The sequence below is a fragment of the Luteibacter sp. 1214 genome, assembly GCF_031455395.1.
In the GTDB taxonomy this organism is placed as follows: Bacteria; Pseudomonadota; Gammaproteobacteria; order Xanthomonadales; family Rhodanobacteraceae; genus Luteibacter; species Luteibacter mycovicinus.
This window is the reverse complement of record NZ_JAVDSQ010000001.1, coordinates 527,604-551,092: the sequence shown is the minus strand read 5'-3', so window position 1 is coordinate 551,092 and position 23,489 is coordinate 527,604. Positions and strand designations below refer to the sequence as shown.

Annotated in this window: 19 protein-coding genes; 5 read left to right on the top strand and 14 right to left on the bottom strand. The window is 66.2% G+C overall.

The window, feature by feature from the left end:
- Window positions 1-41: 41 nt before the first annotated feature.
- From J2X57_RS02170 to J2X57_RS02115, 12 genes are all read right to left on the bottom strand, one after another.
- Window positions 42-1,979, bottom strand: coding sequence for a glycoside hydrolase family 127 protein (locus tag J2X57_RS02170; protein ID WP_309863261.1), 1,938 nt, complete (start codon window positions 1,977-1,979; stop codon window positions 42-44).
- A 117-nt stretch (window positions 1,980-2,096) separates the two neighbouring features.
- Window positions 2,097-4,523 (bottom strand): Tat pathway signal protein, encoded by a 2,427-nt coding sequence (locus tag J2X57_RS02165; RefSeq protein ID WP_309864355.1) that lies wholly within the window; start codon window positions 4,521-4,523, stop codon window positions 2,097-2,099.
- Window positions 4,524-4,539: 16 nt separating this feature from the next.
- A complete protein-coding gene (locus tag J2X57_RS02160) occupies window positions 4,540-6,123 on the bottom strand; it encodes an APC family permease (protein WP_309863258.1) in 1,584 nt (527 codons plus the stop codon).
- Between the two features lies 1 nt (window position 6,124).
- Window positions 6,125-7,882, bottom strand: a complete 1,758-nt coding sequence (locus tag J2X57_RS02155) for a DUF885 family protein (protein WP_309863255.1) — start codon at window positions 7,880-7,882, stop codon at window positions 6,125-6,127.
- Between the two features lie 12 nt (window positions 7,883-7,894).
- On the bottom strand, window positions 7,895-9,676 hold the full coding sequence (locus J2X57_RS02150; protein ID WP_309863252.1) for a DUF885 family protein: 1,782 nt from the start codon (window positions 9,674-9,676) through the stop codon (window positions 7,895-7,897).
- Window positions 9,677-9,771: 95 nt separating this feature from the next.
- On the bottom strand, window positions 9,772-10,974 hold the full coding sequence (locus J2X57_RS02145) for a Xaa-Pro peptidase family protein (RefSeq protein ID WP_043693871.1): 1,203 nt from the start codon (window positions 10,972-10,974) through the stop codon (window positions 9,772-9,774).
- Window positions 10,971-12,566, bottom strand: a complete 1,596-nt coding sequence (locus tag J2X57_RS02140) for an aldehyde dehydrogenase family protein (protein ID WP_309863249.1) — start codon at window positions 12,564-12,566, stop codon at window positions 10,971-10,973. The genes J2X57_RS02145 and J2X57_RS02140 overlap by 4 nt, the downstream gene beginning before the upstream one ends.
- A gap of 3 nt (window positions 12,567-12,569) precedes the next feature.
- Complete coding sequence (locus J2X57_RS02135) at window positions 12,570-13,475, bottom strand: dihydrodipicolinate synthase family protein (protein ID WP_036113440.1); 906 nt, start codon at window positions 13,473-13,475, stop codon at window positions 12,570-12,572.
- Window positions 13,472-14,770: an FAD/NAD(P)-binding oxidoreductase gene (locus J2X57_RS02130; protein ID WP_309863244.1), complete on the bottom strand. Its 1,299-nt coding sequence runs from the start codon at window positions 14,768-14,770 to the stop codon at window positions 13,472-13,474. Before J2X57_RS02130 ends, J2X57_RS02135 begins: the two co-directional genes overlap by 4 nt.
- Window positions 14,767-15,012 (bottom strand): (2Fe-2S)-binding protein, encoded by a 246-nt coding sequence (locus tag J2X57_RS02125; RefSeq protein ID WP_308845837.1) that lies wholly within the window; start codon window positions 15,010-15,012, stop codon window positions 14,767-14,769. Before J2X57_RS02125 ends, J2X57_RS02130 begins: the two co-directional genes overlap by 4 nt.
- The gene (locus tag J2X57_RS02120) at window positions 15,009-16,106 is read right to left on the bottom strand and encodes an FAD-dependent oxidoreductase (protein ID WP_308845836.1); all 1,098 of its coding nucleotides are present in this window, start codon (window positions 16,104-16,106) and stop codon (window positions 15,009-15,011) included. The genes J2X57_RS02125 and J2X57_RS02120 overlap by 4 nt, the downstream gene beginning before the upstream one ends.
- Entirely contained in the window at window positions 16,103-17,044 is a 942-nt protein-coding gene (locus J2X57_RS02115) for a 4-hydroxyproline epimerase (RefSeq protein WP_309863240.1), read from the bottom strand. The genes J2X57_RS02120 and J2X57_RS02115 overlap by 4 nt, the downstream gene beginning before the upstream one ends.
- Before the next feature lie 213 nt (window positions 17,045-17,257).
- Between J2X57_RS02115 and J2X57_RS02110 the strand changes: the two genes are divergently transcribed.
- Window positions 17,258-17,980, top strand: a complete 723-nt coding sequence (locus tag J2X57_RS02110) for an AraC family transcriptional regulator (RefSeq protein ID WP_036113425.1) — start codon at window positions 17,258-17,260, stop codon at window positions 17,978-17,980.
- A 36-nt stretch (window positions 17,981-18,016) separates the two neighbouring features.
- Here the strand turns inward: J2X57_RS02110 and J2X57_RS02105 are convergent, their stop codons facing one another.
- Window positions 18,017-18,364, bottom strand: coding sequence for a hypothetical protein (locus J2X57_RS02105; protein WP_051943685.1), 348 nt, complete (start codon window positions 18,362-18,364; stop codon window positions 18,017-18,019).
- Entirely contained in the window at window positions 18,361-18,993 is a 633-nt protein-coding gene (locus J2X57_RS02100; protein WP_309863232.1) for a phosphatase PAP2 family protein, read from the bottom strand. The genes J2X57_RS02105 and J2X57_RS02100 overlap by 4 nt, the downstream gene beginning before the upstream one ends.
- 80 nt (window positions 18,994-19,073) lie before the next feature.
- On the opposite strand from J2X57_RS02100, the gene J2X57_RS02095 reads away from it, so the two are divergent.
- The 4 genes from J2X57_RS02095 to J2X57_RS02080 all read left to right on the top strand — a co-directional run bounded on the left by J2X57_RS02095 (window position 19,074) and on the right by J2X57_RS02080 (window position 23,420).
- On the top strand, window positions 19,074-19,511 hold the full coding sequence (locus J2X57_RS02095; protein ID WP_036113418.1) for a low molecular weight protein-tyrosine-phosphatase: 438 nt from the start codon (window positions 19,074-19,076) through the stop codon (window positions 19,509-19,511).
- 146 nt (window positions 19,512-19,657) lie between these two features.
- Window positions 19,658-20,344 (top strand): YjbF family lipoprotein, encoded by a 687-nt coding sequence (locus J2X57_RS02090; RefSeq protein ID WP_197062388.1) that lies wholly within the window; start codon window positions 19,658-19,660, stop codon window positions 20,342-20,344.
- Complete coding sequence (locus tag J2X57_RS02085; RefSeq protein WP_309863227.1) at window positions 20,341-21,123, top strand: capsule biosynthesis GfcC family protein; 783 nt, start codon at window positions 20,341-20,343, stop codon at window positions 21,121-21,123. The genes J2X57_RS02090 and J2X57_RS02085 overlap by 4 nt, the downstream gene beginning before the upstream one ends.
- Window positions 21,124-21,218: 95 nt before the next feature.
- The gene (locus J2X57_RS02080) at window positions 21,219-23,420 is read left to right on the top strand and encodes a YjbH domain-containing protein (protein WP_309863224.1); all 2,202 of its coding nucleotides are present in this window, start codon (window positions 21,219-21,221) and stop codon (window positions 23,418-23,420) included.
- Window positions 23,421-23,489 lie beyond the last annotated feature (69 nt).

Genomic DNA, 23,489 nt, shown 5'->3' with positions numbered 1-23,489 from the left:
GTGCGTTTCCTCGTCGAACGGCGTGTGGCCGTTCCCCCGGTTCAGCCAGCGTCGGTGGCGGACCCTTCGGTCTGCCAGTACACGGCGTAGCGTTCACCCTGGATCGTGTTGAGCGGTGCGACATCGACCACGCCGTGGCGTGTGGTGGCGCGGTAGGTCAGCGGCTTGTCCCCGGGGGCAAGCCATGCGAGCGGGTCAGCCTCGTCCGGCGCGATCTGCGGAGCGGGTTGCGGCTTCGGCTCGGGTGAGGGGCCCGCGTCGTAGCGGCCGTATTGCTGGTCGTGCGTGAGGCCTTTCGCGCCGAGGCGCGCGGCGAGCACGATCGGCCCGTATGTGATGGCCTGCAGATGATCGTCACCCGGCAGCGGCACACTGCGCAGGGTCATGGGCAGCGTCAGCGACACACGATCGCCGGACTGCCAGGTACGCTTGATGGTCAGGTAGCTGCCGGGCGAGGCGAAGGTGTCGAGGGCTTCGCCGTTCACTTCGACGCGCGCCCCAGGCGCGATCCACGAAGGGATGCGAAGGTTCAGCGCGATCTCGCGAGGCTGCGTCAGTGTGAAGCGGAGGCGTGTGGCGGCTTCTCGCGGAAAATCGGTCTCCTGGCGGAGCGTGAGACCCATCTCAGGCCAGTCGAGTTCGGACGCGATAAAGAGGTTGACGTGCAGCGCATCGTCGTCGCGGAAGTAGATCGCATCGTTGAAGCGCGCGAACTCCTCGGCGCCGCTGCCCGTACAACACCAGAACGAGTCGGTGGGGGAGTTGTAGAACTTGGCTCCGCCGGGGCGCAGCGAGTAGTAGTAGAGCTTCATGCCCTGCGCGTCCTGCGTGCCGAGGCGCGCGTTGTACAGGTTGCGCTCGTAGTAGTCGAAGGCGCGCGGGTCGCCGTTCCACGCGTAGACGTGGCGCGTCAGCTTGAGCAGGTTGTACGCGACACAGCACTCGGCGGCATACAGTCCCAGCTGGCCCCTGAGGTCACCCGGACCGGTGTTCCAGAACTCGTCGTTGCTGGATCCGCCTGTCGCGTAGGTGCGGTTCTGCGTGACGGTCTCCCAGAAGAACTCGGCGATACGACGGTAGCGTGGTTCACCGGTCAGTTCGTAACGACGCGCCGCTCCGATGATCTTGGGGATCTGCGTGTTGCTGTGCAGTCCCTTGAGCTCGTCGCGATGCGAGGCGAGCGGTTCGAACAGAGAGGCCTGGTCGAAGCGGTGCGCGGCATCGAGATAGCGGCTGTTTCCGGTGATGGCGTAGAGATCCACCATCGACTCGTTCATGCCGCCGTATTCGGTTTTCAGAATGTGCGCCATGTCGGCGTCGGAAAAACCGTTGAGCCAGCGCACGGTCCAGTTGCCGATGCCGGTGGCCACGGCGAGCGCCTGCTTGTTGCCGGCCAGCCGGTACATGTCGAGCATGCCGGCCTGGATCTTATGGAGGGTGTAGAACGGCGCCCATACCTTTTCGCCGGCGCTGAGGCGATCGAAGAACGATTCGGGGAAGGCGCTGAGGTACCCGTTCGGGCGCTGGCAGCTGGCCAGGATGGCGACCAGTTCGTCGCCGCGCGCCTTCATCGTGGCGTCGCCCTGCGCGGCCCAGGCCAGCGCCGCGGCGGAGAGGTAGTGGCCACCGGTAAAGTGGCCGCGCAGTTCGCAGTCGGGTTTTTCCCAGCCGCCGAACGGTCTGGCCGAGGATGGCTGGCCCGCCTGCACACGGAAACTGTGCGCGAGCCGGTCGACCGGCAGACTATGCAGATACTCGAGGTTGATCGCCGCGGCACGGCTGAAGTCGCTGTCGAGTAAACGGACCTGATTCAGGGCGAAGGGTTGCATCCGGCATACCGGCTTTTCGCGTGCCGCGCTGGCGGCGACGCTGGCCGGGTCGGCGGTGTCGAAGGCGCGCACGCGGGGTACGGCGAGGGCGCTTGCGAAGGCCAGTGCCCCCGTCTTCAGAAACCGCCTGCGTTTGTCGGAACCCTGCATGCCACCCCCGATGCTTATGGAACGCACCCCCCGATGCGCTGTTTCATCGTGCCGTCACATGGACGGACCGTCTTGTGTCATTTGCGGTGCGTCGATGCGGAATCCCGCACACCGATGTCATGAGAACTGAAGTGTGACCACGAGACGCTGCCCGGCACGCCCTCGCAGGCGAATCTCGTCGCCACGACGATCGGCGGCCGCCACCGCTTTGCCGTCGACGTGCGCGTTGCCGGCGGTGCGTCCTTCGGGTGCGCGCAGCGTGAGCCAGATCTCGCGCGGCGTGCCGCTGGCGGGGAGCGTGACCGACGCCGTCAGGCCATGCTTTTCTCGCCGGATCGCCAGGCCGCAACGTCCCCAGCGCGTCGGCGCATCGGCGATCGACAGCGGCTTCTCCTCCACCAGCCACGCCGAGGGAAGCGCACGACCGAGCAACAGGACGTCGCCCGCGCTGTCGTCGAACACGAAGGCCCAGCGCAGCAGCAACGGAATCGTCATCTGGGCGGGTATGCAGAACAGCGGCATGCCTCCGGTGATATCGGTGACCTCACCGGCGGTCCAGCTGCCCGGCGTGTGCGCGTGATAACGATGCGCGTAGAGGAACAGCAGATATTCGTCCACCCGGCCAAGGCGCAGCAGCTGTTGCGCGTAGCCATAGGAAATGAAGCCGAGGATGTCGCGACTTTTCGGATCGACCGGGCCGATGTTCGCGACCACGCCGAGACTGGTCGCACCATGGCCTCGCATCGCGTCGATCACGAGATGGGCGAGATCGTCGGGCAGGACATCCGCCTGCAGCAGTTCCGCATAAGCGCGATGCGGCCATTGCTGTTCGCTGGGGTGCTCTTCGGCCAGCGCTTCGCGGAACGTCCGGGTGACGCCCGGCAGCGGCCCGACGTAGGGAGGCTTGAGGTCGTGGCGTACGCTGACGCGGACGCTTTCGGTCACACGTTGGCGAAGCGTATCGGCTCGCCGGGTCCACAACAACGCGTTCGCCGCGTCGTGGGGTGCGATGCGCTGCCAGATGGCCGCGATGTCCGCGAGACCGCGCGCGGCGAGGGCGCTGTTGGCGAAGTAGGGTTTCCACCAGAGCGAAGGATCGGGGAACAGGCAGGCGTCCGACTCGTTCCATCCATGGATCAGGCCGTAGCCGGGTGCGCTCGCGGCGAGCTGCAGGGATGCGTCATGCAGTTCGATGAGGATGGCCGCGGTCGCTTCGATCTTGCGTCGATGTTTGCGGCACAGCGCGACGTCGCCGGTGTAGGCCACGTAACGTGCGATCAGCGACAGGGTCAGCCCGAACTGCGCCGTCTCGGCGCCGCGCATGTTGATCATGCCGTCGTCCTGGACGAAGTCGCTGAAGTAGCCGTCGAACACCGCGGTGGCCTGGGCGAATCGGCCCCATTCGAGATTGGCGTAAAGCGAACTGGTGAAGGTGTCCTGGAAGCCGTCGTATTCGTTGCCGTAGTAGTCGCGATCGACGGCGCCGTATTTGGGGTAGGTGCCTTCCGGTCGCACCACCAGTTCGCGCGCGAAGGCGAAGCGCGCCATGTCGGCCCAGCCCGGTGCGGGGATCTCGGCCTGGGACGCGTCGGCCAGCTCGGCATGCCAGCGGTCGTGAAAGCGCAACAGGGCAGCGTAGAACGCCTCCGCTCCGGGCGGTTCGCGCCGGGGCGGGTAAGCCGGGTAGCTGTGCCCGTAGACGACTTTCGTGATCGCGCCGCGCTCGACCAGCGCGGTACGGTGCCAGGTCTGTACGACGAAACGATCGCTGGCATCGACATCGGCGAAGACGATCACGTCGTACCAGCGATGCTGATCGAGCGGTACGACCTTGTGTACCGCGGGGAGCCAGCCGCCGAGGAGTCCCTCGCGGCGACGGGCGACCTTCTTCGGGTCATGCAGATCGGCGAAGACCTGATCGGCGTGGTACCCGCGCGTGCTGCCGGAGGTGTAGACCGGCATCGTATCCAGGCACTGCCGCGTGCCGACGAAGGTCGTCCACGGGAGGCGGCCGTAGTAGTTTTCGGGGTCCAGTACCGACGCCGGGGGTGGGGCGGCGAGGCGTACATTTGCTTCGTCGGGCTGGCCGGAGGCGAGCAGGCGGTCGGCGAGCAGATCCGGGCCGGAGACCGCGATGTCGGCAAGCGCGAGGCCGAGATAGGGCTTCGGTGCTTCGTCCCAGGTGGCCTCGGTGCGCTTGTGCAGAACGACCGCTTGTTTGCCGTCGGTGATTATGAGCGCACCATCGGGATGGGTGAGGTCCTCTTCGACGTGCCAGGCCCGGTCGTCGAGCGAGAAACCGCCCAGGTGGGCGAAGCCTTCGCGAGGGACCTCATCGAGCGGGACGCGGGGAGCATCGCCAGCAGGGCTGGCTCCTGCATGAGCGGGTAGAGGACTCGCTGGCGATGGCGTGCCTGCTGTTGTAGGAGCCAGCCCCGCTGGCGATGCCAGGTCGCCCCGAAACAGCCCTTCAGCCGACACCGTCCCAACCCCCACCGCGGCACTCGCCGCAGCGAGAGTCCGCATGAAATCCCGCCGGCCCATCGCCGCGCGTTCGCTCTCAATCATCGTCATCATCCAAAGCCAGCGCGGACGCAGGTAACCCTGTCGCTGCGCCCCAGTAATAAATGCCCAGCGACGCGACAAACACCGTGACGGAATCCCACGGATGCGCCACGACGCCGTTTCCGCCGAAGGTCCCGAACGCCGACACCAGCATGATCACGAGATAGAACCCGATCAGCCACAGCGCCGAACGCACCTGCTGTGCGAGCACGTCACGCGCCGCGCCCACGGCGCGTTTCACCACGACATAGACAACGAACGCGGCGACCTGCAGTCCGAGCAACCACGACACCGTGCCCCAGCCGGACCAGTAGACGATCAAGCCGGCCACCGCGAACGACACCGGTCCGATCACCGCGAAACCGCGGACACGAAACGGCCGGTCGAGCTCAGGCGCGCTCCGGCGAAGCGCGGCGACCGTGACGGGGGCCACGGCATAACTGAGCACCAGCGCGGCGGACACCACCTGGATCAGCGCCTCCCACGACGGAAAGGGCAACGTCCAGAAGATGGACAGGGCCAGCGTAAGCCATAGCGCAGGACGCGGAATGCCCGACTTGAGGTCGATCCGCGTAAGCGAGGGCAGAAAGCCGCCACTGCGCGCCCAGCCGTAGACGATGCGCGGTGTGGCGTTCATGTAGATGTTGCCGGTGCCGCTGGGCGAAATCACCGCGTCGCAGACCACCAGCGTCGCCAGCCAGCCGAAACCGAGCGCGAGCGCGATGTCGTGATAGGGAAGGGCGAACGCCTTGTCCATACCGCTCCAGCCTCCCGACAGGAGGTCGGTCGGGATGCCACCGAGGAAGGCCAGCTGCAGCAGCACGTAGATCACTGTCGACAGCAGCACCGACAGGATCAACGCGATGGGAATCGTCCGTTGCGGCTCGCGCACCTCGCTGGCCACGGACACGATCGGCGTCAGGCCGAGGTAGGCGAAGATGATGCCGCCCGCCGACACGGCGGCTTCGACACCGGACAGCCCGTTCGGCATGAGGCCGTGGATGCTCAGGTTGCCCGGATGAAAGTGGGTCAGCAGCATCACGATGACCAGCACGGGTACCACGAACTTGAAGACGCTGATGATGTTGTTGGCTTTTGCGAAGGTCTTCACGCTGTAGTAGTTCAGCGCGAAGAACAGCAGCAACAGGGCCAGCTGCACGAACCAGCCGAGGACGCTCGCATGGGTGCTGCCGGGCACGTTCAGCCCGGGCAGCCACGCGGCGGCGTACTGCCGGCATGCGACGGTCTCGATGGCGATCAGGCTGGAAAACGCGATCAGGGTGATGAAACCCATCAGGGAGCCAAGCAGCGCGCCGTGCGAGTACTCCGGGTAACGCACCGCACCGCCGGCTCGCGGCAGTGCCGCACCGAGTTCGCAGTAGACCAGACCGAGCAGCAAGACGGCGGCTCCGCCGATCAGCCAGGAAAGAATGCCGGCGGGTCCCGCGAGTGCGGCCACATGCCCCGCTGCGAAGAGCCAGCCCGAGCCGAAGATCGCGCCCAGTCCGATGAAGGTGAGATCGACCAGTGTCAGTCGCTTCTGGAAATGGCCTTGTGCGTCGCGGGGTGCATCGCTCATATCAGTGCGCCCCCTCGGCATACGGTGATTTGCCGCCGCCCGCGATAAACGCGTCGATACGCTGGTTCAGCACCGGCAGCGGCACGGAACCGGTGGACAGCACCGTGTCGTGGAAGGCGCGGATGTCGAAGTGCTCGCCCAGCGCCTTCGTCGCACGCTCGCGTCCGTCACGGATCGCCATCTCGCCGAGGTAGTACGACAGCGCCTGCGCCGGCCAGGCGATGTAGCGATCCACCTCGGTGTCGATCTCGTGCTCCGCCAGCGCGGTGTTGTCGCGCAGGTACTGGCGTGCCTGCTCACGCGTCCAGTGCAGATGATGGATGCCGGTGTCGACGACCAGACGGGCGGCGCGCCACGCCTGATAGCTGAGATAACCGAAGCGCTCGTACGGCGTGTGATAGATGCCCATCTCCTGACCGAGATACTCGCAATAAAGCGCCCAGCCCTCACCGTATGCCGAGATGTAGCTGAAACGGCGGTAGTCGGGCAGGCCGGTGGTCTCGGCGGCGAGAGGCATCTGCAAGGCGTGCCCCGGTGAGGATTCGTGCAGGGTCAGCGCGGGCAGGGAGTAAAGCGGGCGAGCGGGCAGGTTATACGTGTTGACCAGATAGATGCCCGGGCCGCCGCGGCCACCCGTGTAGATCGGTGCGAGATCGTCAGGCACCGGTTTGATCGCAAAGCGGCGGCGCGGCAGCAGTCCGATGTAATCGCCGACCACGGCATCCACTTCCTTCGCGATCCACGCGGCGTCCTTCAGCAGTTCGTCGGGTGTCTTTGCGTAGAACTGCGGGTCTGTACGGAGGAATTGCAGGAAGTCGGGAAAACTTCCCTTGAAGTCGACCTCTTTCATCACCGCCAGCATCTGGCCGTGGATGTCCGCCATTTCCTTGAGTCCCAGCGCGTGGATATCGTCGGGACTTCGGTCCAGCGTGGTGTACTCGAGGATCTGCGAACGGTAAAACGCCTTGCCGTCGGGCAGGTCCTCGGCCGCGAGACCGTCGCGCGCCTTCGGGTAATACTCATTCTTCATGAAGGCCAGCAGCTTCGCGTAAGCCGGGCGGACCTGCGCCGCGATCGTCTTCTTCGCTTCGTCGCGCAGACGTGCCTGCTCGGCGGCGGGAATCGTCGCCGGCATTTTCAGGAATGGCGTGTAGAAGAGATTGGCGTCGCCTTCCGCGTCCGCCACCGTGCGTATGCCGTCGTACTGACTGCTCACCACGAGCTTCGGCTGGCTGAAGCCACGTGCCAGGCCCAGCCGCATATCCGCGATCTGTTCGTCGAAATACCGCGGTACATCGCGCAGGCGCCCGAGATAGTTCCGGTACGCATCCGCGTCGGTGAACGTGGCGCGCGCGCTGAAGCCGAGGTTGCTCCAGAACGCCGAGTCCGCGTTGAACGGCATCTGCCACGTCCTGAAGCGCTGGTCGGCCAGCAGGACGTCGACCTGCTGGCGGAAGACCGCGTAGTTGACCGGGTCTTCGCCTTTCAGCTGCGCGGGATCGATCGCCTGGAGCTGTTCCACGACCTTCGTCCAGTAGGCCTCGCGTGCGGCCTGGGTGGCGGCGTCGACTTTGGGAAGGCGGTCGGCCGGTCTGGCCGGACCGTCTTCGTCATCCGCGCCGGCGAACTGGGCCTGGCGCCACGCGTACTCGCGGCTGGCTATCTCATGGAACCGTCGAGTCGCGTCGTCGGCGAGCACAGGGGCGGCGAAAGTGACGATGCCGAGCAGGCAGGCAAGACGGGCGGATGGACGGGCCATGAGACTCTCCGATCAGTGCGAGGTGGGCTTTGCGGCCTTCTGTGCGGCGATCCATGCATCGGTGCGCGCATCCAGCAGTTCCAGCGGCATGGCGCCGCCCGAGAGCATTTCATCGTGGAAGGCGCGGATGTCGAAGGCGGTGCCGAGGGCCTTCTCGGCCCGCTGACGAAGTTCCAGAAACTTGAGCTGGCCGAGCTTGTAACCGAGGGCCTGGCCCGGCCACGCGATGTAACGGTCGGTCTCGGCCTGCATGCTCGGCTCGTCCTCGGCCGGATGGGCGTGGAAGAAGTCGATCATCTGCTTGCGCGTCCAGTGCAGCGCATGCACGCCGCTGTCGAGCACGAGACGGTCGGCGCGCAGCAGATCGCCGCTCAGACGGCCGTAGTCGTTGTACGGGTCCTTGTAGAAGCCGGCCTCTTTGGCGAGGCGCTCCGCATAAAGTGCCCATCCTTCGATGTACGCGTTGTACCCGGCCTGCTGACGGAATGGCGGTAGCGGCAGGCTCTGCGCGATCGAGATCTGCAGATGATGGCCCGGTACGCCTTCGTGATACGCGGTGTCTTCGATGGTGTAGAGCGTGCGCTGGGCGAAGTCGCCCGTGTTGACGAAGACCACACCGGGACGCTTGCCGTCGGGCGTACCCTGATGGTATTCGGCGCCGGCGGCGTCTTTCTCGCGGTAGGCCTCCACGGCCTGCACGTACAGGGCCGTGGTCGGCAGATGGCCGAAGAGTTTCGGCAGTTCGGGCTGCATACCGGCGATGTACTTGCGGTAGCCGTCGAGAATCTGCTCGCGCGAGGTGGCGTAGCGTTTCGGGTCCTTTGCGACGGCGGCGCGGAAGGCGGGCAGGTCGGCGTAGCCGAGCTGTTTCGCGATGGCGGTCATCTCGCCTTCGATCCGCTCTACTTCATCCAGACCGATCTGATGGATGCGCTTCGGGTCGAGGTCGGTGGTGGTTTGTGTGTGGATGGCATAGCGATACCTTGCGTCACCGTCGGGCAGGGACCAGATCCCTTCCTGCGTACGGCCGTGCGGGGCGTAGTCGTTGGCGACGAAGTTCGCCAGTTTGCGATACGCGGGGCGCACCTCGTTATCCACAGTGGCGAGGATCGCCTGTTTCAGCCGCGCCTTGTCCTTCGCCGACACGCTGTCCGGGATATGCGCGGCCGGCTGGCCGAAGACATTGGCTTCGCCCGCCGGATCGGCGATCTGCCGCGCCTGCACGGCGACCTTTTCGAGCAGATAGCGCGGCTGCATGAGCCCATCGGCCATCCCTGCGCGCGATGCGGCGATCAGCTGGTCGACGATGCCTGGGATCGCCCTGAGGCGGGCGAGGTAGTCCTCGTAGTGGCGTGTGCTGTCGAACGGGATGGTCGGAACGAAGCCGGGAAGCTGAAGCTGCACGCCACCGATCTGATCCAGCACCATCTCGTGATTCTTGAGGCGGATGGCTTCGAGGTGGTCCTTCAGCTCGCGCACGGCCATGGCCTGACTGAGGCGGCGCTGCTCGTCGAGCTGGGACACGTCCACGGCTTCGAACCGGCGCAGGAAATCGGCGGTGGCCTTGCCGTCGACAGCGACGTGAGCCAGCGAATAATCGGTCCAGCGGTCGTTATAGCGGTAATCGCCGATGGTCGTGGCGAGTTCCGGACTTTCCTTCAGCTGGTATTCCCAGCGCTCGGCGACGAGCGCGTCGAAGGCCCTGGCAGGCGCGTCGGCCGCTTGAGCGGAGGCGTATGGCGCGGCCAGCAGGCACGCGAGAACGAGGCCGCGGACGGCTGGAAAACGGGTCATGCGATTCCCCTCTGGAACGTATCACCCGATGCTCGCGCGAGCGTCACCGGGCGGCTAGAAGACATTGCCCGGTGACGATGCGGCATTGTGCACAATCAGGCAAACGGTTGCTCGATCGAAGGCGACGGCGCGGTGAACCATGCGCCACCGTCGTCGGTGACGTAGAAATGGTCCTCGAGGCGGATGCCGAACCGGCCGGGAACGACGATCATGGGTTCGTCGCTGCAGCAGTTCCCCGGTGCGAGAGGTGCCGTGTTGCCACGGACGAGGTACGGCGCCTCGTGGATGGCCATTCCGCAGCCGTGGCCCGTACGATGCGGCAGACCCGGCAGGCGATAGTCCGGCCCCAGACCGCCGGCCTCGATCACACGTCGCGCGGCGGCGTCGATGTCCGCACAAGGCACGCCGGGGCGCACTGCGTCGAAAGCCGCCTGTTGTGCCGCGCGTTCCAGGTTCCAGATGCGCGACTGCTCGGCGTCCGGTGTGCCGAAGACGTAGGTACGTGTGATGTCCGACTGGTAGCCGGCCACGCTGCAACCCGTATCGATCAGGACGACCTGGTCTTTCTCGAGGTACTGCTCGCCCGGCACGCCATGGGGATACGACGTGGCCACACCGAACTGCACGATACAGAACGTGGAACCGTTGTCCGCGCCCAGCGCGCGATGGGCGCCGTCGATAAAGCGCTTCACGTCACCGGCGGCGATGCCCTCGTGCAGCATGCCGGCGGCGAGCGCCTGCACTTTCAGCGTCATCGCGCAGGCTTGCTTCATCAGGGCGAGTTCCGTCGCCGACTTGCGTGCCCGGCACCCGTCGATCACCGGTGTCGCATCGACGATATCGCGGGTCCCCAGTGTGTGCGCGAGCCCCGTGAACACGTTGAACGGCGCCGCGGGGTCCAGGGCCAGCGTACTCGCGCCGCGTGAGGCCATGCACGCGGCGACCAGCGCGCAGGGGTCCTCGTGCTCTTCCCAGAACGCCATCGTCATCGGATGGGCCAGTTCGGCGCGCAGCGAACCTTCCTCGAACGCGGGGCAGATCAATACCGGCTCGCCCCGTCGCGGAAGCAGCATCGCGACGAGCCGCTCGGTGGCGCCCCAGGGGATCCCGGTGAAATAACGTAGCGACGTGCCGGCCGTGACCAGCAGCGCACCTGCGCCAGCGGCATCGAGCAGGCGTTGCGCGCGCTCCAGGCGAGCAAGGTACTCGTCCCGGCCGATGCGTGGCGCAAGTTGCGTCCACGGTGTGCAGGCCTCGCGGGCCTGCTCCGGGGTCAGGTGTCCGATCTGCGTGCTCATGCGGCGTCACCCACGTCCGCATCGGTCCAGCGGCCGTCGATCCGTCGCTGCACGCCGCCAGCATTGCGGTCGCGCAGTTCCGGCGGAAGCAGGGCATCGGGCACGTTGTCGTAGCTGTGCAGCGCCGTGAAGCGGTGAATCGCCGACGGCATGCCCACGGCGGTGAAGCCGGCATGGCTCGTCGAGGGGAACGGGCCACCGTGATTCATGGCGGGGCTGACCGCCACGCCGGTCGGCATGCGATTGGCGATGAGGCGACCGACGCGCTCGCGCAGATGCCGGGCGATGGATTGCCACGACGCATCGTCGCTGCCATCCGTCGCGCGGTACATCGTTCCGGTGAGGTTGCCCTCGAAGGCTCGCGCGATGGCGGCGAAGTCGTCATCGCCGTCGGCACGGACGAGCAGACTGACCGGACCGAAAGCCTCCGTCTGCAACGCGCCTTTATCGGCGACGAAGGCCGCGGCATCGACGCTGAGCAGGGTCGGCTGGAAACGGTAACCCGCGTCGTCGCCGGTGGCCCCACCGGCGAGCACGGTGGCGCCCGCTTTCCTCAACGCGCCCACGGCGCGCATCAGGCCCTCCTGCACACCGCGCGAAAACAGGACGCGGGGCGTCGCCGCGGCGAACTGCGCCGTGGCGCTGGCGACGAACGCATCGCCATCCTCACCGGTGGGCACGATGACGATGCCGGGGTTGGTGCAGAACTGGCCACTGCCCATCGTGCAGGACGTGAAAAAGGCCGTGGCGAGTGCTTCGGCATCTTCCGCAAGCGCACCCGGCAGCAGGAACACCGGGTTGACGCTGGACATCTCGGCGTAGATGGGGACACCCGCGCCATCGGCGGCGGACTTCAGCGCGAGGCCACCGGCGCGGCTGCCGGTGAAACCGATCGCACCCAGCCGCGCGTCGGAAGCGAGGGCCGCGCCGATCGCGTTATCGAAGTGATACAGCATCTGCACCGAGGCGGCCGGCAGGCCCGAGGCCAGGACCGCCTCGTGCGCCAGCTCGGCGAGCCGTTGTGAGGTCGCCGGGTGCGACGGGTGCGCCTTGGCGATCACGGGATTGCGTGCCGCGATGGCCGAGGCGAAGTCGCTGCCCGCGATCGCGTTGAAGGCGAACGGAAAATTGTTCGGTCCGAACACCAGTACCGGCTTGCCCAGCGGTGCGCGATGCGCTCGCAGACCACTGGCCGTGTCGATGACCGGATCGCTCCAGCTGTGTTCACGCACCGCGCGTGCCGCCTGACGCAGCTGTCCGCTGGCACGCGGGAGTTCGACCGAGCGCAGTCGCGGCTCGGCGGGCAGTGCCGTTTCCGCGGCGGCCAGGGACACGAGCGTTTCGGCATCGGCGTCGATCGCCGCCGCGTAGCGCTCGAGGAAATCGGCGATGCGCTCGGGCGGCACGGCGGCCAGTTCACCGGCGACCGCCGTGGCGGCTGCGAGCGCCGCCTCCACGTCGTCCGCGCCGCTGACGGGAAACGACGGCCCGATGGCTTCACCACGCGTGGGATCTTCCGCGTGGAACGAGCCGGTGGGCGCGTCGGCGGCGCGCCACTGGCCACCGATCAGAACCTGCGGCTGCTCGGCCATGGATCAGACTCCCGGCCGGGTGGCGATTGCGTGGTCGATCACCTTCATCGCCGCGTCGCGCTCGGCGCCGGCCACCGGCAGGCGCGGCGCGCGCACGGTTTCGCTGCCCATGCCGACGCGCGACTGCACCAGCTTGATCAGCTGTACGAAGGTCGGCACGGTATCGAGGCGGAGAAGCGGGAGGAACCAGGCATACAGGGATTCCGCGGCCTTGGCACCGCCATCGCGGGCCAGCTCGAACAGCTTCACCGATTCGGCCGGATACGCATTGACCAGGCCGGCGATCCAGCCGACCGCACCCATGCTGACGCCTTCGACCAGCGCGTCGTCCATGCCGACAAGCAGTTCGAGACGATCGCCGGCGAGCGCACGGATGGCGGCGAAGCGCCGCACATCGGCGGAAGATTCCTTGACGGCCTGCAGGTTGGGGAACTGACCCGCCAGCTCGGCGATCTGCGCCGGCGTGAAGTCGGTCTTGTACGCCACCGGGTTGTTGTACAGCATGCACGGGAGGTCGGTCGCGGCGATCACGGCCTTCACGTGCGCGCTCATCTCCCGCCAGTCCGTGGAGTAGACGTATGGCGGCAACACCATGAGGGCCGAACAACCGATGGCCCTGGCGTCTTGCGCCAGCCGTACGGCTTCGTCGGTGGAGAGCGAGGCAATACCCGGAATGACGGGCGCGCGGCCGTCGAGCGCCTTGACCAGCGTCCGCAGGATGGCCGTCTTCTCGTCGTAGCTCAGCGTGGCGGCTTCGCCGAGCGAGCCCAGCGGCACGATGCCCTTGCAGCCGGCGTCGATCATCTGCAGCGCATGTTTGGCGAGAAACTCGTGGTCGACCTGGCCATCGGCCTTGAATGGCGTGGTGATGGCGGGAAGGACGCCGTGCCAGAAAGTTGCGTTGCTCATGCTTGGATGCCTCTCGATGCAGGAAGGGAACTGGGAAAATCCGGCTCGCCCAGGGTGGACAGGCGGGCAGGGAAAAAGGGCGGGCGCGCATCGGTGCGCGCACCCAGACCGAGCTCGGTCATGGCCGCGCCGCATACGCGGCCCTGGCAGGCGCCCATGCCGCAGCGCGTGGCGAGCTTGGCGCTGCGAGGGTCCCCATGGGCGCGGACGGCACCGAAGGACACGTCTTCGCAGCGACATATCAGGGTGTCGTCGCGGGCGAGCTCACGGACGCGCGGTGACAACGCGAAATGCTCGCGCAACAGGGTCGCGAAGGCCCGCGCGTGATCGCGTCGACGCAGGAGCGCATCGGGTATCGCGACGCCGGCAGCGGCCAGCCCGGCGATCCGGCCTTCGAGACGCGCGCAGTCGCGGCCACCGATACCGCAGCTCTCGCCCGCGGCGAACGTATCGTCGAGGCTGGTGCGCTGATGGGTATCGACATCGACCTGAGGATGAAGCGTGTCGGCGCGCGTCGCGCAGCCGATCTGGCGGGCGAGCGTCAGATCCGGGACGAGACCGAAGCCGACCGCGAGTACGTCGCAGTCGACGCGTTGCACATGCCCGGCGCGCTCGATCAGTGCGGCCGACACGGCGTGCTCGCCGACGGCCTCGGTCACGACGCTGCCGTGGCGGTAGTCGATACCGCGAAGCGAGACCTGCAAGGCGGCGGCCTGTGCGAGCTTCGCCGGCCAGCGCCAGAGGCTGCGGGCGAAGCGGTGAAGCTCACCGGTCGACGCCTGCTCATGAATGCCGGTGACGATGGCGCCGTGCTTTCGTGCCGTCGCCGCGGCGGCAAGAAGCAGCGGTCCGCTACCGGCGACAAGTACACGTCGTCCACGCAGGGCCCAGCCTTGCTTGACCAGGGCCTGCAAACCACCCGCCCCGACCACACCCGGCAGCGTCCAGCCCGGAAAAGGCATGAGTAACTCGCGTGCGCCCGTCGCGATGATCAGCGAACGGTACGGCAGCAGGTAACCGCGTCGCGGATCCTGCAGCAGAAGATGGCTGGCTTCCGTGGCGATGACCTGCGTCTCGGCCACCCAGGTCACACCACGCGATGACAAGGCCTCACGGATGCTGCGATCGGCCATGGCGGGATAGCCGTGTCGTACGTCGTGACGCCATACCTGGCCGCCGGGCTTCGGCTGGCTGTCGATCAGCACGACGCGCCGCCCGTGTGTGGCTGCGGCGGCCGCCGCGGCAAGACCCGCGGGACCCGCACCGACGATGGCGATGTCGAAGGTGTCGCTCATTCGCTGTCTACCGTCATGCCATCGCGGACCGTGACCTGGCAGGCGCGCTGTTGCGCGACGCCGTCGATACGCACCCGGCATTCGAAGCAGACACCCATGCCGCACAGGGCGGCACGGTGTTGACCGCTGACGGAGCGGCGGAACGGCAGGTCGAGGCTGAGCAGGGCGGCGGCGACAGTGATGCTGGCCGGTACGCGCCTGATGACGCCGTCCACGATGAGACGTGCTTCCCGCGCCGTCATAAAGCCACCCGCGCTGGATCGTAAGGCGCGGCGTCGATGGCCGTCGGTCGGCCGAGCAGCTGATCGATAAGCAAGCGTGCGCTGCCAAGCGACGTGGTGACGCCCAGCCCCTCATGACCGGCCGCGACCCAGGTGTCGGCCATGCCAGGTACGCGGCCCAGGTACGGTAAGCCGTCGGTACTGACGGGGCGGAAGCCCGTCCACACGCGCAACGCATCGAGCTCTCGCAACCATGGAAGGAACCGGAAGCTTCGCTGCAGCATCATCCGGACCATATCCATCGAGACGTCCGCATCCGCCGCGTCGTATTCGCGGGAGGAGCCGATGAGGATCTGCCCGGTCGGGCGCGGCTGCACGTTGAACGCCACGCTTGCCGCATCGGCACCGTGAGCGCTGTCCGCATAGCCGAGTTCGAGCAACTGGTGATTGACTCGCTGCCCGTAGCGTTCGGTAATCACAAGGTGACCTTTCCGCGCGCGGATCGGCAGTCGTGGCAGCAGTCGCGGCAAGGCGCATCCGGTGGCGACGAGTACCGGACCGTGCAGCTTGCCTCCGTCCTGCAGTACGACACCACCCGGTTGCAGCCGGAACGCGTATTGCCGGTGCAGCGTGGCCCCACGTTCGAGCGCGAGGTCGACCAGATGCCGCGCGACGGCCGGTGGATAGACCACCGCTTCCCGCGGAATCAGCAGCCCGCCGCGCAAGTCGGCGGCGAGCATCGGCTCGAGTTCGTACAGACCGGCGGCGTCCACGGCTTCGGCGACGACGCCCGCGTCGGTCAGACGTGCCAGCTTGTCGGGAATGCGTGCCAGTTCATCGTCGTTACTGGCCACCCACAATGTGCCGCAGCGGCTGAACTCCGCGGCGGGCAGTTCGGCGAAGGCTTCCCACAGACCGAGCGAATATCGCGACAGTGCGAATTCCGCCGGGTCATCGTCCATGGCCACCAGGTGACCCATGGCGGCGGCGGTGGCGCCGCCCCCGACGGTGGCGGGCTCCACGATCGCGACCTTGAGGCCCTCGGCGGTGGCCTGCTCGGCGCAGGCGGCGCCGACGATGCCGGCACCGATGACGATCAGATCGTACGTGCTCACGCGGCGCCGATGCCCCAGGCCAGCGGGTCGGCCTCGTCGATCAGGATGGTGCCCTGCATGGTCACGTGCGCGCTGCCCGTGATACGCGGAAGAACGCCGCGCTCGCCGTGCTTGTAAGTCGCCTCGAACAGGCTGCCGAGGATGCCGGCCTGGCGCCACACCTGACCCGGATCGAGCTTGCCATCGGCGGCCAGGCACGCGACCTTGGCGCTGGTGCCTGTCCCGCAGGGCGAACGGTCGTAGGCCATGCCGGGGCAGAGGACGAAGTTACGTCCGTCGCCGCCGCTCTCCTCGTCCGGCCCGTTGAGCTCGATATGGTCGATTTCTTCGTCGTTCGCGCCGGTGATGCCGTCGCGTTCCAGACCGGCGCGGATCGCTTCCGTGTACGCGGTCAGCGCCCGCTGGTTGGCCAGCGTGAGGGGCAGGGGAGACTGGCTCGTGATGAAAAACCAGTTGCCGCCCCAGGCGACATCGCCCGTGACCGGGCCATGGCCTTCCACAGCCACCGATACGTTACGGCGATAGCGGTAGCTCTCGACGTTGTCGATCGACACGCGTCCGTCGTCCAGCAGCTCGATACCGACGACGCCGACCGGTGTCTCGAGACGATGCCGGCCGGGGGCGATGCGGCCGAGATGCTGCAGTGTGCGGATGAGGCCGATGGTGCCGTGGCCGCACATGCCGAGGTAGCCGACGTTGTTGAAAAAGATCACCGCTGCGCACGACGACGGGTCGGTCGGTTCCAGCAGGAGCGCGCCGACCATCGTGTCCGAGCCGCGCGGCTCGCACGCGATCGCCTGCCGCCAGGCGTCGTACCTTTCGCGCATGAGCTGACGGCGACCGGCCAGTGGGCCGTCGCCCAGATCGGGAAAGCCGGAGAGGACGACCCGGGTAGGTTCGCCGCCAGTGTGTGAGTCGATGAATTCGATGTGATGCATGGCTTCCATGCTCACCGGGGCGGCCTGTCTGCGTATAGAAAGCTTTACCGATGACGGATGCGGAATTTGGCATAACGTCCGATCCGCCGCCAGCGACGGGGTGGAACGCTGCGAGGCTTGCAATTCCCGGTTCTATCGGCTTTATGATGCGTTGCGGCATCTCTTCATTGCCGTGACAGGTCGCCGTTGCCGCCCCGGAGGAGCCCCAGGCCCATGAAGATTTCCGCCGATGAGCTCGAACCGCTGTTCGACGCGTTACCCGACGTCGTGTTCTTCGTCAAGGACACCGAAGGGCGGTACACGCATGCCAATCTGACCCTCGTGAGACGTCTGGGGCTGAAGCGTCGGGGCGACATCATCGGCCGGGGAGTCACGGAATTGTTTCCGGCGATGATGGGCGGGTCGTATGCGGCTCAGGACCGGCGCGTACTGGCGGGCGAAGTCATCGAGAACCAGCTGGAGGTGCACATCTTCAGCAACCGCGCGCCGGGGTGGTGTCTCACCTGCAAGCGCCCGCTGGTGTCGTCGCGTGGCGACATCCGCGGGGTGATCGGCATCTCGCGCGATCTCGGTCTGCCGGACGGCAAGCATCCTACTTACGAACGGTTGCGACGCGTTCTTGCGTACATGCAGGAGCACCACGGCGAGGGGGTGCGCATCCCCACCCTGGCCGAGCTGGCCGGGTTGTCGGTCGCGCAGCTCGAGCGGCACTTCCGCCGCGTCTTCCAGCTGACACCGCAGCAGGTGCTGACCAAGCTGCGTATCGAAGCGGCCATGCGTCTCCTTGGCGGTGACGATAACGTGGCGTCGATCGGCATGGCCTGCGGCTTCGTCGATCAGAGCGCGTTTGCGCGCCAGTTCAAGGCGACTGTCGGTATGACGCCAAGCGACTACCGTGCGATGCAGGCGGCCGTGGGAAGCGCAACGCAACGTTGACGTGGGCATGGGCGCGCGTTTCCCCGTCGATACGCGTCATGGCGTCGACGTGGGCGTGGCGTCGGGGTGCGCATCCAGCCAGTCCAGTACGAAGGCCTCGAGCGTGACGCGCGGTGGTGGAAGGAGCTCCGCCTCACGCGTGAACTCCATCGCGGCCTTCAGGAAGGCCTGCTTCGCTCGCGCCGTCGCCTGCCGGGCCGCCGCCTGCCTTTGCCGCAGCTGGACGATGTGAGCCGAGGGCTGTCCCGGCCTGGCGAACTTCTGGTACCGCCGCAGTTCGTCGGCGGCCAGGGCGGTGTCACCGGCCGACTGAATCATGGCGGCGCGCGCCTCCACCAGCCGGGGCAGCCAGAGGCTGTTCTCAAAGGGCCTCGGCGCGGTCATGGAGAGTCCAGGCGAATACGGCGGGTGAAAACGTCGCTGTGGCCGCTGAGCCAGAGCGCGACGTCCTTGAGGACATGTTGAGAGGGAAACACGCGGCCATAGCACAGTACGAAGATGGCCACCGCGCCCAACGCGAGGATGAGGATGCGCCGCCGTGCGTCGGAGCGCGACTCGTGGAGGGTCGGTTCAACGCCGCGTACGAACCAGGCCATGACGGCGGTTCCCAGCAGCGCGCCCAGCCAGACTTCCGAGGGACTGTGCACCTTCAGTACCAGTCGGGAGACGGCCACGCCTGCCCCGATCAGGCAACCCGCGGCGATCGCTGTGCGTCGTATGCGGACGTTGCCGTCCCGCGCGAGCAGGGCGCCTAGCGAGGGCCATACCAGTATCGCCAGCGTCGTATGACCGCTGAAGCCGGTGTAGTTGAGTCCGGGCGGTCCGATACCCCAGGCCATGAATAGCAGCTTGGAGAGGCAGACGATGCCGCCCGCCGTCGCGACGGCGAAGCCCCAGCGCCGGACATCCCGCCACTGGGGTGCCGGCACCAGCAGGCAGATACCGGTCCATGTAATCAGGGGAAGCAGTAGTGCGCTGTCGCCGAAACTGGTGATGGCTTGCCACAGGGTCATGCCATGCACTCGTGTGTCGCTATCATGTCGGTTGCGCTCATCGCTTATGTCTGTCTACGACCCGGAGTATCGCAGCACCTATGTTCGAACGGATACTGATTGTCTGTGTCGGCAACATCTGCCGCAGTCCCACCGCGGAATACCTGCTACGGCATCGCCTCGGTGGCGATCATCGCGCCCAGGTGAGCAGCGCCGGCCTCGGCGCACTCGTTGGCCACGCGATGGATGCGACCTCGCTGGAGCTGTTGCGTGAACACGGCGTGGATGGCGCGGCTCACCGCGCCCGGCAGGCCGATAACGCACTGCTGCGCCAATCCGATCTGATCCTTGCCATGGAGAAGCGACACATCGCGGAAATCGGTCGGATGGCGCCTGAGGTAAGCGGGAAGGTCTTTCTGCTGGATCGCTGGGGCGCGGGAGCCGACATTCCCGACCCCTACCGCCAACAACGCCCGGCCTTCGAACATGTATACAAACTGATCGATGGTGCCGTCAGCGGATGGTTGAAGTATTTATAGGCGCGCGTCGTGACGTCAGTCAGTTTTCAGTCCGCATCGGTCATGTAGTGTTCGTAGGGTAGATCCACTGTCAGTGTTGTCCTCGCATCGCCCCGTTTGCCACGACGCTGGGGCTCGACATTTACTTAACGGACCCATCACTGATTTTGGCTTGGCCTGAGACACAACGCGCCCGCGTCGCGCTAAGTTTTCTGTTCCCCGGTGGGTTCGCACTGGTGCTGGCGTTGCTCGCCGGTTGCTCGACGGTGTCGCTTGGCAGTGTCGAGAGTGTGCGTCTCGCGTTTCAGGGAGACAAAGTGGATGCCACCCCCGAGTCCGTGGCGGCCTCGCCGTATTTTCAATTGCAGGCGAATTCTCCCGCCGGCCAGGCGATTCTGATCCTGGCGAAGACGGAGCAGGGCGAGCTCGGCTGGTACGGCGGCAACCACGATATCGTGTTCACGCGAGACGGCGTGATCGCTCGTACCGTCGGCCTTCCCCAGAACCTGGATGCGTCGGCCTTCCCGGGCGAAAACCCCTTTCATCAGGGCCTGCAGCGGCTCAGCGGGCCAGTCAGCTATAGCCGTCGGATGGACTGGTCGCCGGATTACCGGTATGGCGTCATCCTTCGGGCGCAGCTCGAGCCGAAAGGGCTGGAAGATGTCGAAATCCTGGGCAAGGTGCATCGTCTGAGACGTGTGGACGAGTCGCTGACCGCGCAGGGCGTGCACTTCGACAATCGCTACTGGGTCGACCCGGCGGACGGTTTTATCTGGAAGAGCCGCCAGTACGTGGCCCCGGATTACCCGCTGGAGCTGATCCAGCTGCGACCGTATCGCGAGCCCGCCGCGTGAGGGGCGTCGCGCTGTTTTCGCTGCTCGTGGCCATGGCCGGGCCGTCGTTCGCGCAGAGCGGTGTGACCGTGACCGTCGACGGCGCCGTGGCCCGACCGGGTTCGGACGTCTATCCGGCTGGAGCCCGCCTGTCGGCCCCGGCACTGGCGGCAGGCGTCTCTCCGGATGCCTATCTGCTCGGCGCCGCGTGGCTTCAGCCCGCCCTGCAGCGGGATCAGTTGCGTCTGCGCGCCGGTCTGGAGTATGAGCTGGGTGCCATCCGTCGTCAGGCCATGGCGAAGGGTCAGGAGGATCTGTCGATAGGCGCGGCCGCTTTCCAGCGCTGGTTCGCCAGTTTGCCGGTGACGGGTCGCCGGACCCTGTCCGCTCTGGATCCGTTCCGCCTCGAGGTCACGCCGGCCGACAACTGGCCGGTGCATGACGGCGATCGCCTTTTCTACCCAACGCGTCCGCGGGACATCCGCGTGGTCGGCGCGGTGAATGAACCCTGCCGCTTGCCCCAGGTCGGCTTCCGTGACGCCCGCGACTACCTGAAGGATTGTCCCGTTTCAAAAGCTGCCGATCCCAATATGATTTTCGTCGTGCAGCCCGACGGCGCGGTATTCCAGCAGAACATCGCCTTGTGGAATCGCGATGCGCCACGGGTGCTGGCGCCGGGGGCCTGGATCTACGTGCCGTTCGATAACAAGGCCATCGCCGGCGCCGCCGACGATGACTTCAACCATGACATTGCCGCGTTTCTCGCCACGCAGTTGTTGAACGACGAGGGCGCGCGCTAATGCGGGCGCCTCGACGTCGACGGCGCGTCACGCGGCGGGTCGCGCTGCATGGCTGCTGCGCCGGCCTTGCCCTCTGGGCGGGCGGAGCGACGTGCGTGCTCGCGCAGGAAACCTATACGCAGAGCGACTTCGGTGGCGTGGGCCTCCTGCAGTCGCCAACGGCACGCATGGCGCAGGAAGGCGAGTTCAGCTTCGTCCTGAGCCGTACGACGCCCTATACGAATTACAGCGTATCCATGCAGCCGCTACCCTGGCTGGAAGGGTCGTTCCGCTATACCAACGTAAGTAACCGGCCGTATGGACCGGCTTACCTCAGCGGTAGCCAGACGTATAAGGACAAGTCGATCGACGCCAAGATCCGCTTGTGGGAGGAAAGCCGCTGGCTTCCCGCCGTGGCGGTCGGCGCGCGCGACATCGGCGGTACCGGCCTGTTCTCGAGCGAATACATCGTCACCAGCAAGCGGGCAGGGCCATTCGATTTCAGCCTGGGTCTGGCCTGGGGCTACATCGGCAACCGCGGCGATATCGCCAACCCGCTGAATATCATCAGCGACAAGTTCAGCACGCGGCCGAGCAGCGGTTCCGGTGCGACGGGTGCGCTGAGCATCAACAAGTTCCTGCGCGGACGTCCGGGTTTCTTCGGAGGCGTCGAGTACCGATCGCCGTGGGACTGGCTGGTCCTCAAGGCCGAACTCGATGGCAACGACTACAAACATCAGCCGCAGAGCAACAATCAGCCGCAGCGGTGGCCGATCAACCTGGGCGCCGTATTCCGGGTCAACCGCAATGTCGACCTGACGCTCGGCTACGAGCGCGGCAAGGTGGCGACCGCCGCGATCAACCTGCACAGCAATCTGGCGACGCATGTCGATCCGCCCAAACTGAACGATCCGAAGCCGGAGGCCGTGGCGTTCGAGAGCACACCCGTGGCGGCTCCTCCGGAAGCGACTGGTGACAGGGCGATGAGGGGAACGGCCGATTCGGCATCTCCGGAAGCGACGCCGCCACCCTCGGGAGCCGTGTCACCGGGCTCTGAAGGCGGGGGCAACCTTACGGCGGACTCGTCGGCTCGTTCGCGACGTCCCCCCGATCAGGTCGACTGGCGCGAAGTGGCCAGGACCCTCAACGACAACGCAGGCATCAACGTCAGCAGCATCGGTCGTCGCGGCTCGGAGCTGGTCATTCATGGCCAGCAGGATCGCTTTTTCTATAACGCCGAGGGCGTCGGCCGCGCGACGCGCATCATCGATAACCGCGTCGACGGCAGTATCGACTGGCTGACCGTCAGGTCCGAACGCAATGGTCTGGCCACGGTGGACACCAGCGTCCATCGTCCTAAGTTCATCGAGTTGCTGGACAACCGGATCGACCTGCAGACGTTCCGTCGCAGCGTGGAGCAGGACCCGGTGACCGCGCAGGAAGAGGAGGTGCTTTACCGGGCGCCGCTCAAGCGCTTCTCCGGTGGCACCTCGCTCGGCTATCAGCAGAACCTCGGTGGTCCCGACGCTTTCGTTCTGTACCAGATCTACGGCGCCGCGTCGGGCACGTTCAACATCACGCGCAATCTGTGGGTGGACGGGGTGCTGGCGGTCAACATCGCCAACAACTACGACAAGTTCAAGTACGACGCGCCCAGCAATCTGCCACGGGTCCGCACCAATGTCCGGCAGTATCTGACCAGCTCGGATATCACCATGCCGAACTTCCAGGTCACGGGCACGCACAAGCTGGGCGAAGACCTTTACGGCCTGGCGTACGCGGGCATGCTCGAAAGCATGTATGGCGGTGCCGGTGGCGAAGTCTTGTACCGTCCGTTCGGTCAGCACTGGGCCTTCGGGGCGGACCTGAACTGGGTCAAGTCGCGCGGTTTCGATCAGGATTTCTCCTTCCGCCGCTACCACGTGATTACGGGGCAGGCGACCGGATACCTCGATACCGGATTCCATAACGTGACGCTCGCCGTGAGCGTGGGCCGTTACCTTGCCGGCGACTGGGGTACGACGGTCGACGTGTCACGCCAGTTCGCCAATGGGGCACGCATGGGCGCGTACGCCACGATTACCAACAAGTCGGGCAGCGCGGGCTACGGCGAAGGCAGCTTCGACAAGGGCATCTATGTGTCCATTCCGTTCGACATGCTGCTGCCGCGGTCGTCGCGCAGCCGGGCCACGTTGCTGTGGGAGCCCTTGCAGCGCGATGGCGGAGCGCGTCTCAACAAGCGCTACACGCTTTACACGATGACCAACGATCTCGACAGCGATCTGTTCGACAAGAACCTCAACAAGATCGGCGACTGACCGTTATTTCAGCTGCAAAAAAAAGCCGCGCCCCTTTCAGGGCGCGGCTTTCTTATCTCGCTGAAGCTC

Bases quoted from the DNA above. Each gene is read 5' to 3' on its own strand.
- J2X57_RS02170 (WP_309863261.1), bottom strand. From the start codon at position 1,979: ATGCAGGGTTCCGACAAACGCAGGCGGTTTCTGAAGACGGGGGCACTG.
- J2X57_RS02165 (WP_309864355.1), bottom strand. From the start codon at position 4,523: ATGGGCCGGCGGGATTTCATGCGGACTCTCGCTGCGGCGAGTGCCGCG.
- J2X57_RS02160 (WP_309863258.1), bottom strand. From the start codon at position 6,123: ATGAGCGATGCACCCCGCGACGCACAAGGCCATTTCCAGAAGCGACTG.
- J2X57_RS02155 (WP_309863255.1), bottom strand. From the start codon at position 7,882: ATGGCCCGTCCATCCGCCCGTCTTGCCTGCCTGCTCGGCATCGTCACT.
- J2X57_RS02150 (WP_309863252.1), bottom strand. From the start codon at position 9,676: ATGACCCGTTTTCCAGCCGTCCGCGGCCTCGTTCTCGCGTGCCTGCTG.
- J2X57_RS02145 (WP_043693871.1), bottom strand. From the start codon at position 10,974: ATGAGCACGCAGATCGGACACCTGACCCCGGAGCAGGCCCGCGAGGCC.
- J2X57_RS02140 (WP_309863249.1), bottom strand. From the start codon at position 12,566: ATGGCCGAGCAGCCGCAGGTTCTGATCGGTGGCCAGTGGCGCGCCGCC.
- J2X57_RS02135 (WP_036113440.1), bottom strand. From the start codon at position 13,475: ATGAGCAACGCAACTTTCTGGCACGGCGTCCTTCCCGCCATCACCACG.
- J2X57_RS02130 (WP_309863244.1), bottom strand. From the start codon at position 14,770: ATGAGCGACACCTTCGACATCGCCATCGTCGGTGCGGGTCCCGCGGGT.
- J2X57_RS02125 (WP_308845837.1), bottom strand. From the start codon at position 15,012: ATGACGGCGCGGGAAGCACGTCTCATCGTGGACGGCGTCATCAGGCGC.
- J2X57_RS02115 (WP_309863240.1), bottom strand. From the start codon at position 17,044: ATGCATCACATCGAATTCATCGACTCACACACTGGCGGCGAACCTACC.
- J2X57_RS02110 (WP_036113425.1), top strand. From the start codon at position 17,258: ATGAAGATTTCCGCCGATGAGCTCGAACCGCTGTTCGACGCGTTACCC.
- J2X57_RS02105 (WP_051943685.1), bottom strand. From the start codon at position 18,364: ATGACCGCGCCGAGGCCCTTTGAGAACAGCCTCTGGCTGCCCCGGCTG.
- J2X57_RS02100 (WP_309863232.1), bottom strand. From the start codon at position 18,993: ATGACCCTGTGGCAAGCCATCACCAGTTTCGGCGACAGCGCACTACTG.
- J2X57_RS02095 (WP_036113418.1), top strand. From the start codon at position 19,074: ATGTTCGAACGGATACTGATTGTCTGTGTCGGCAACATCTGCCGCAGT.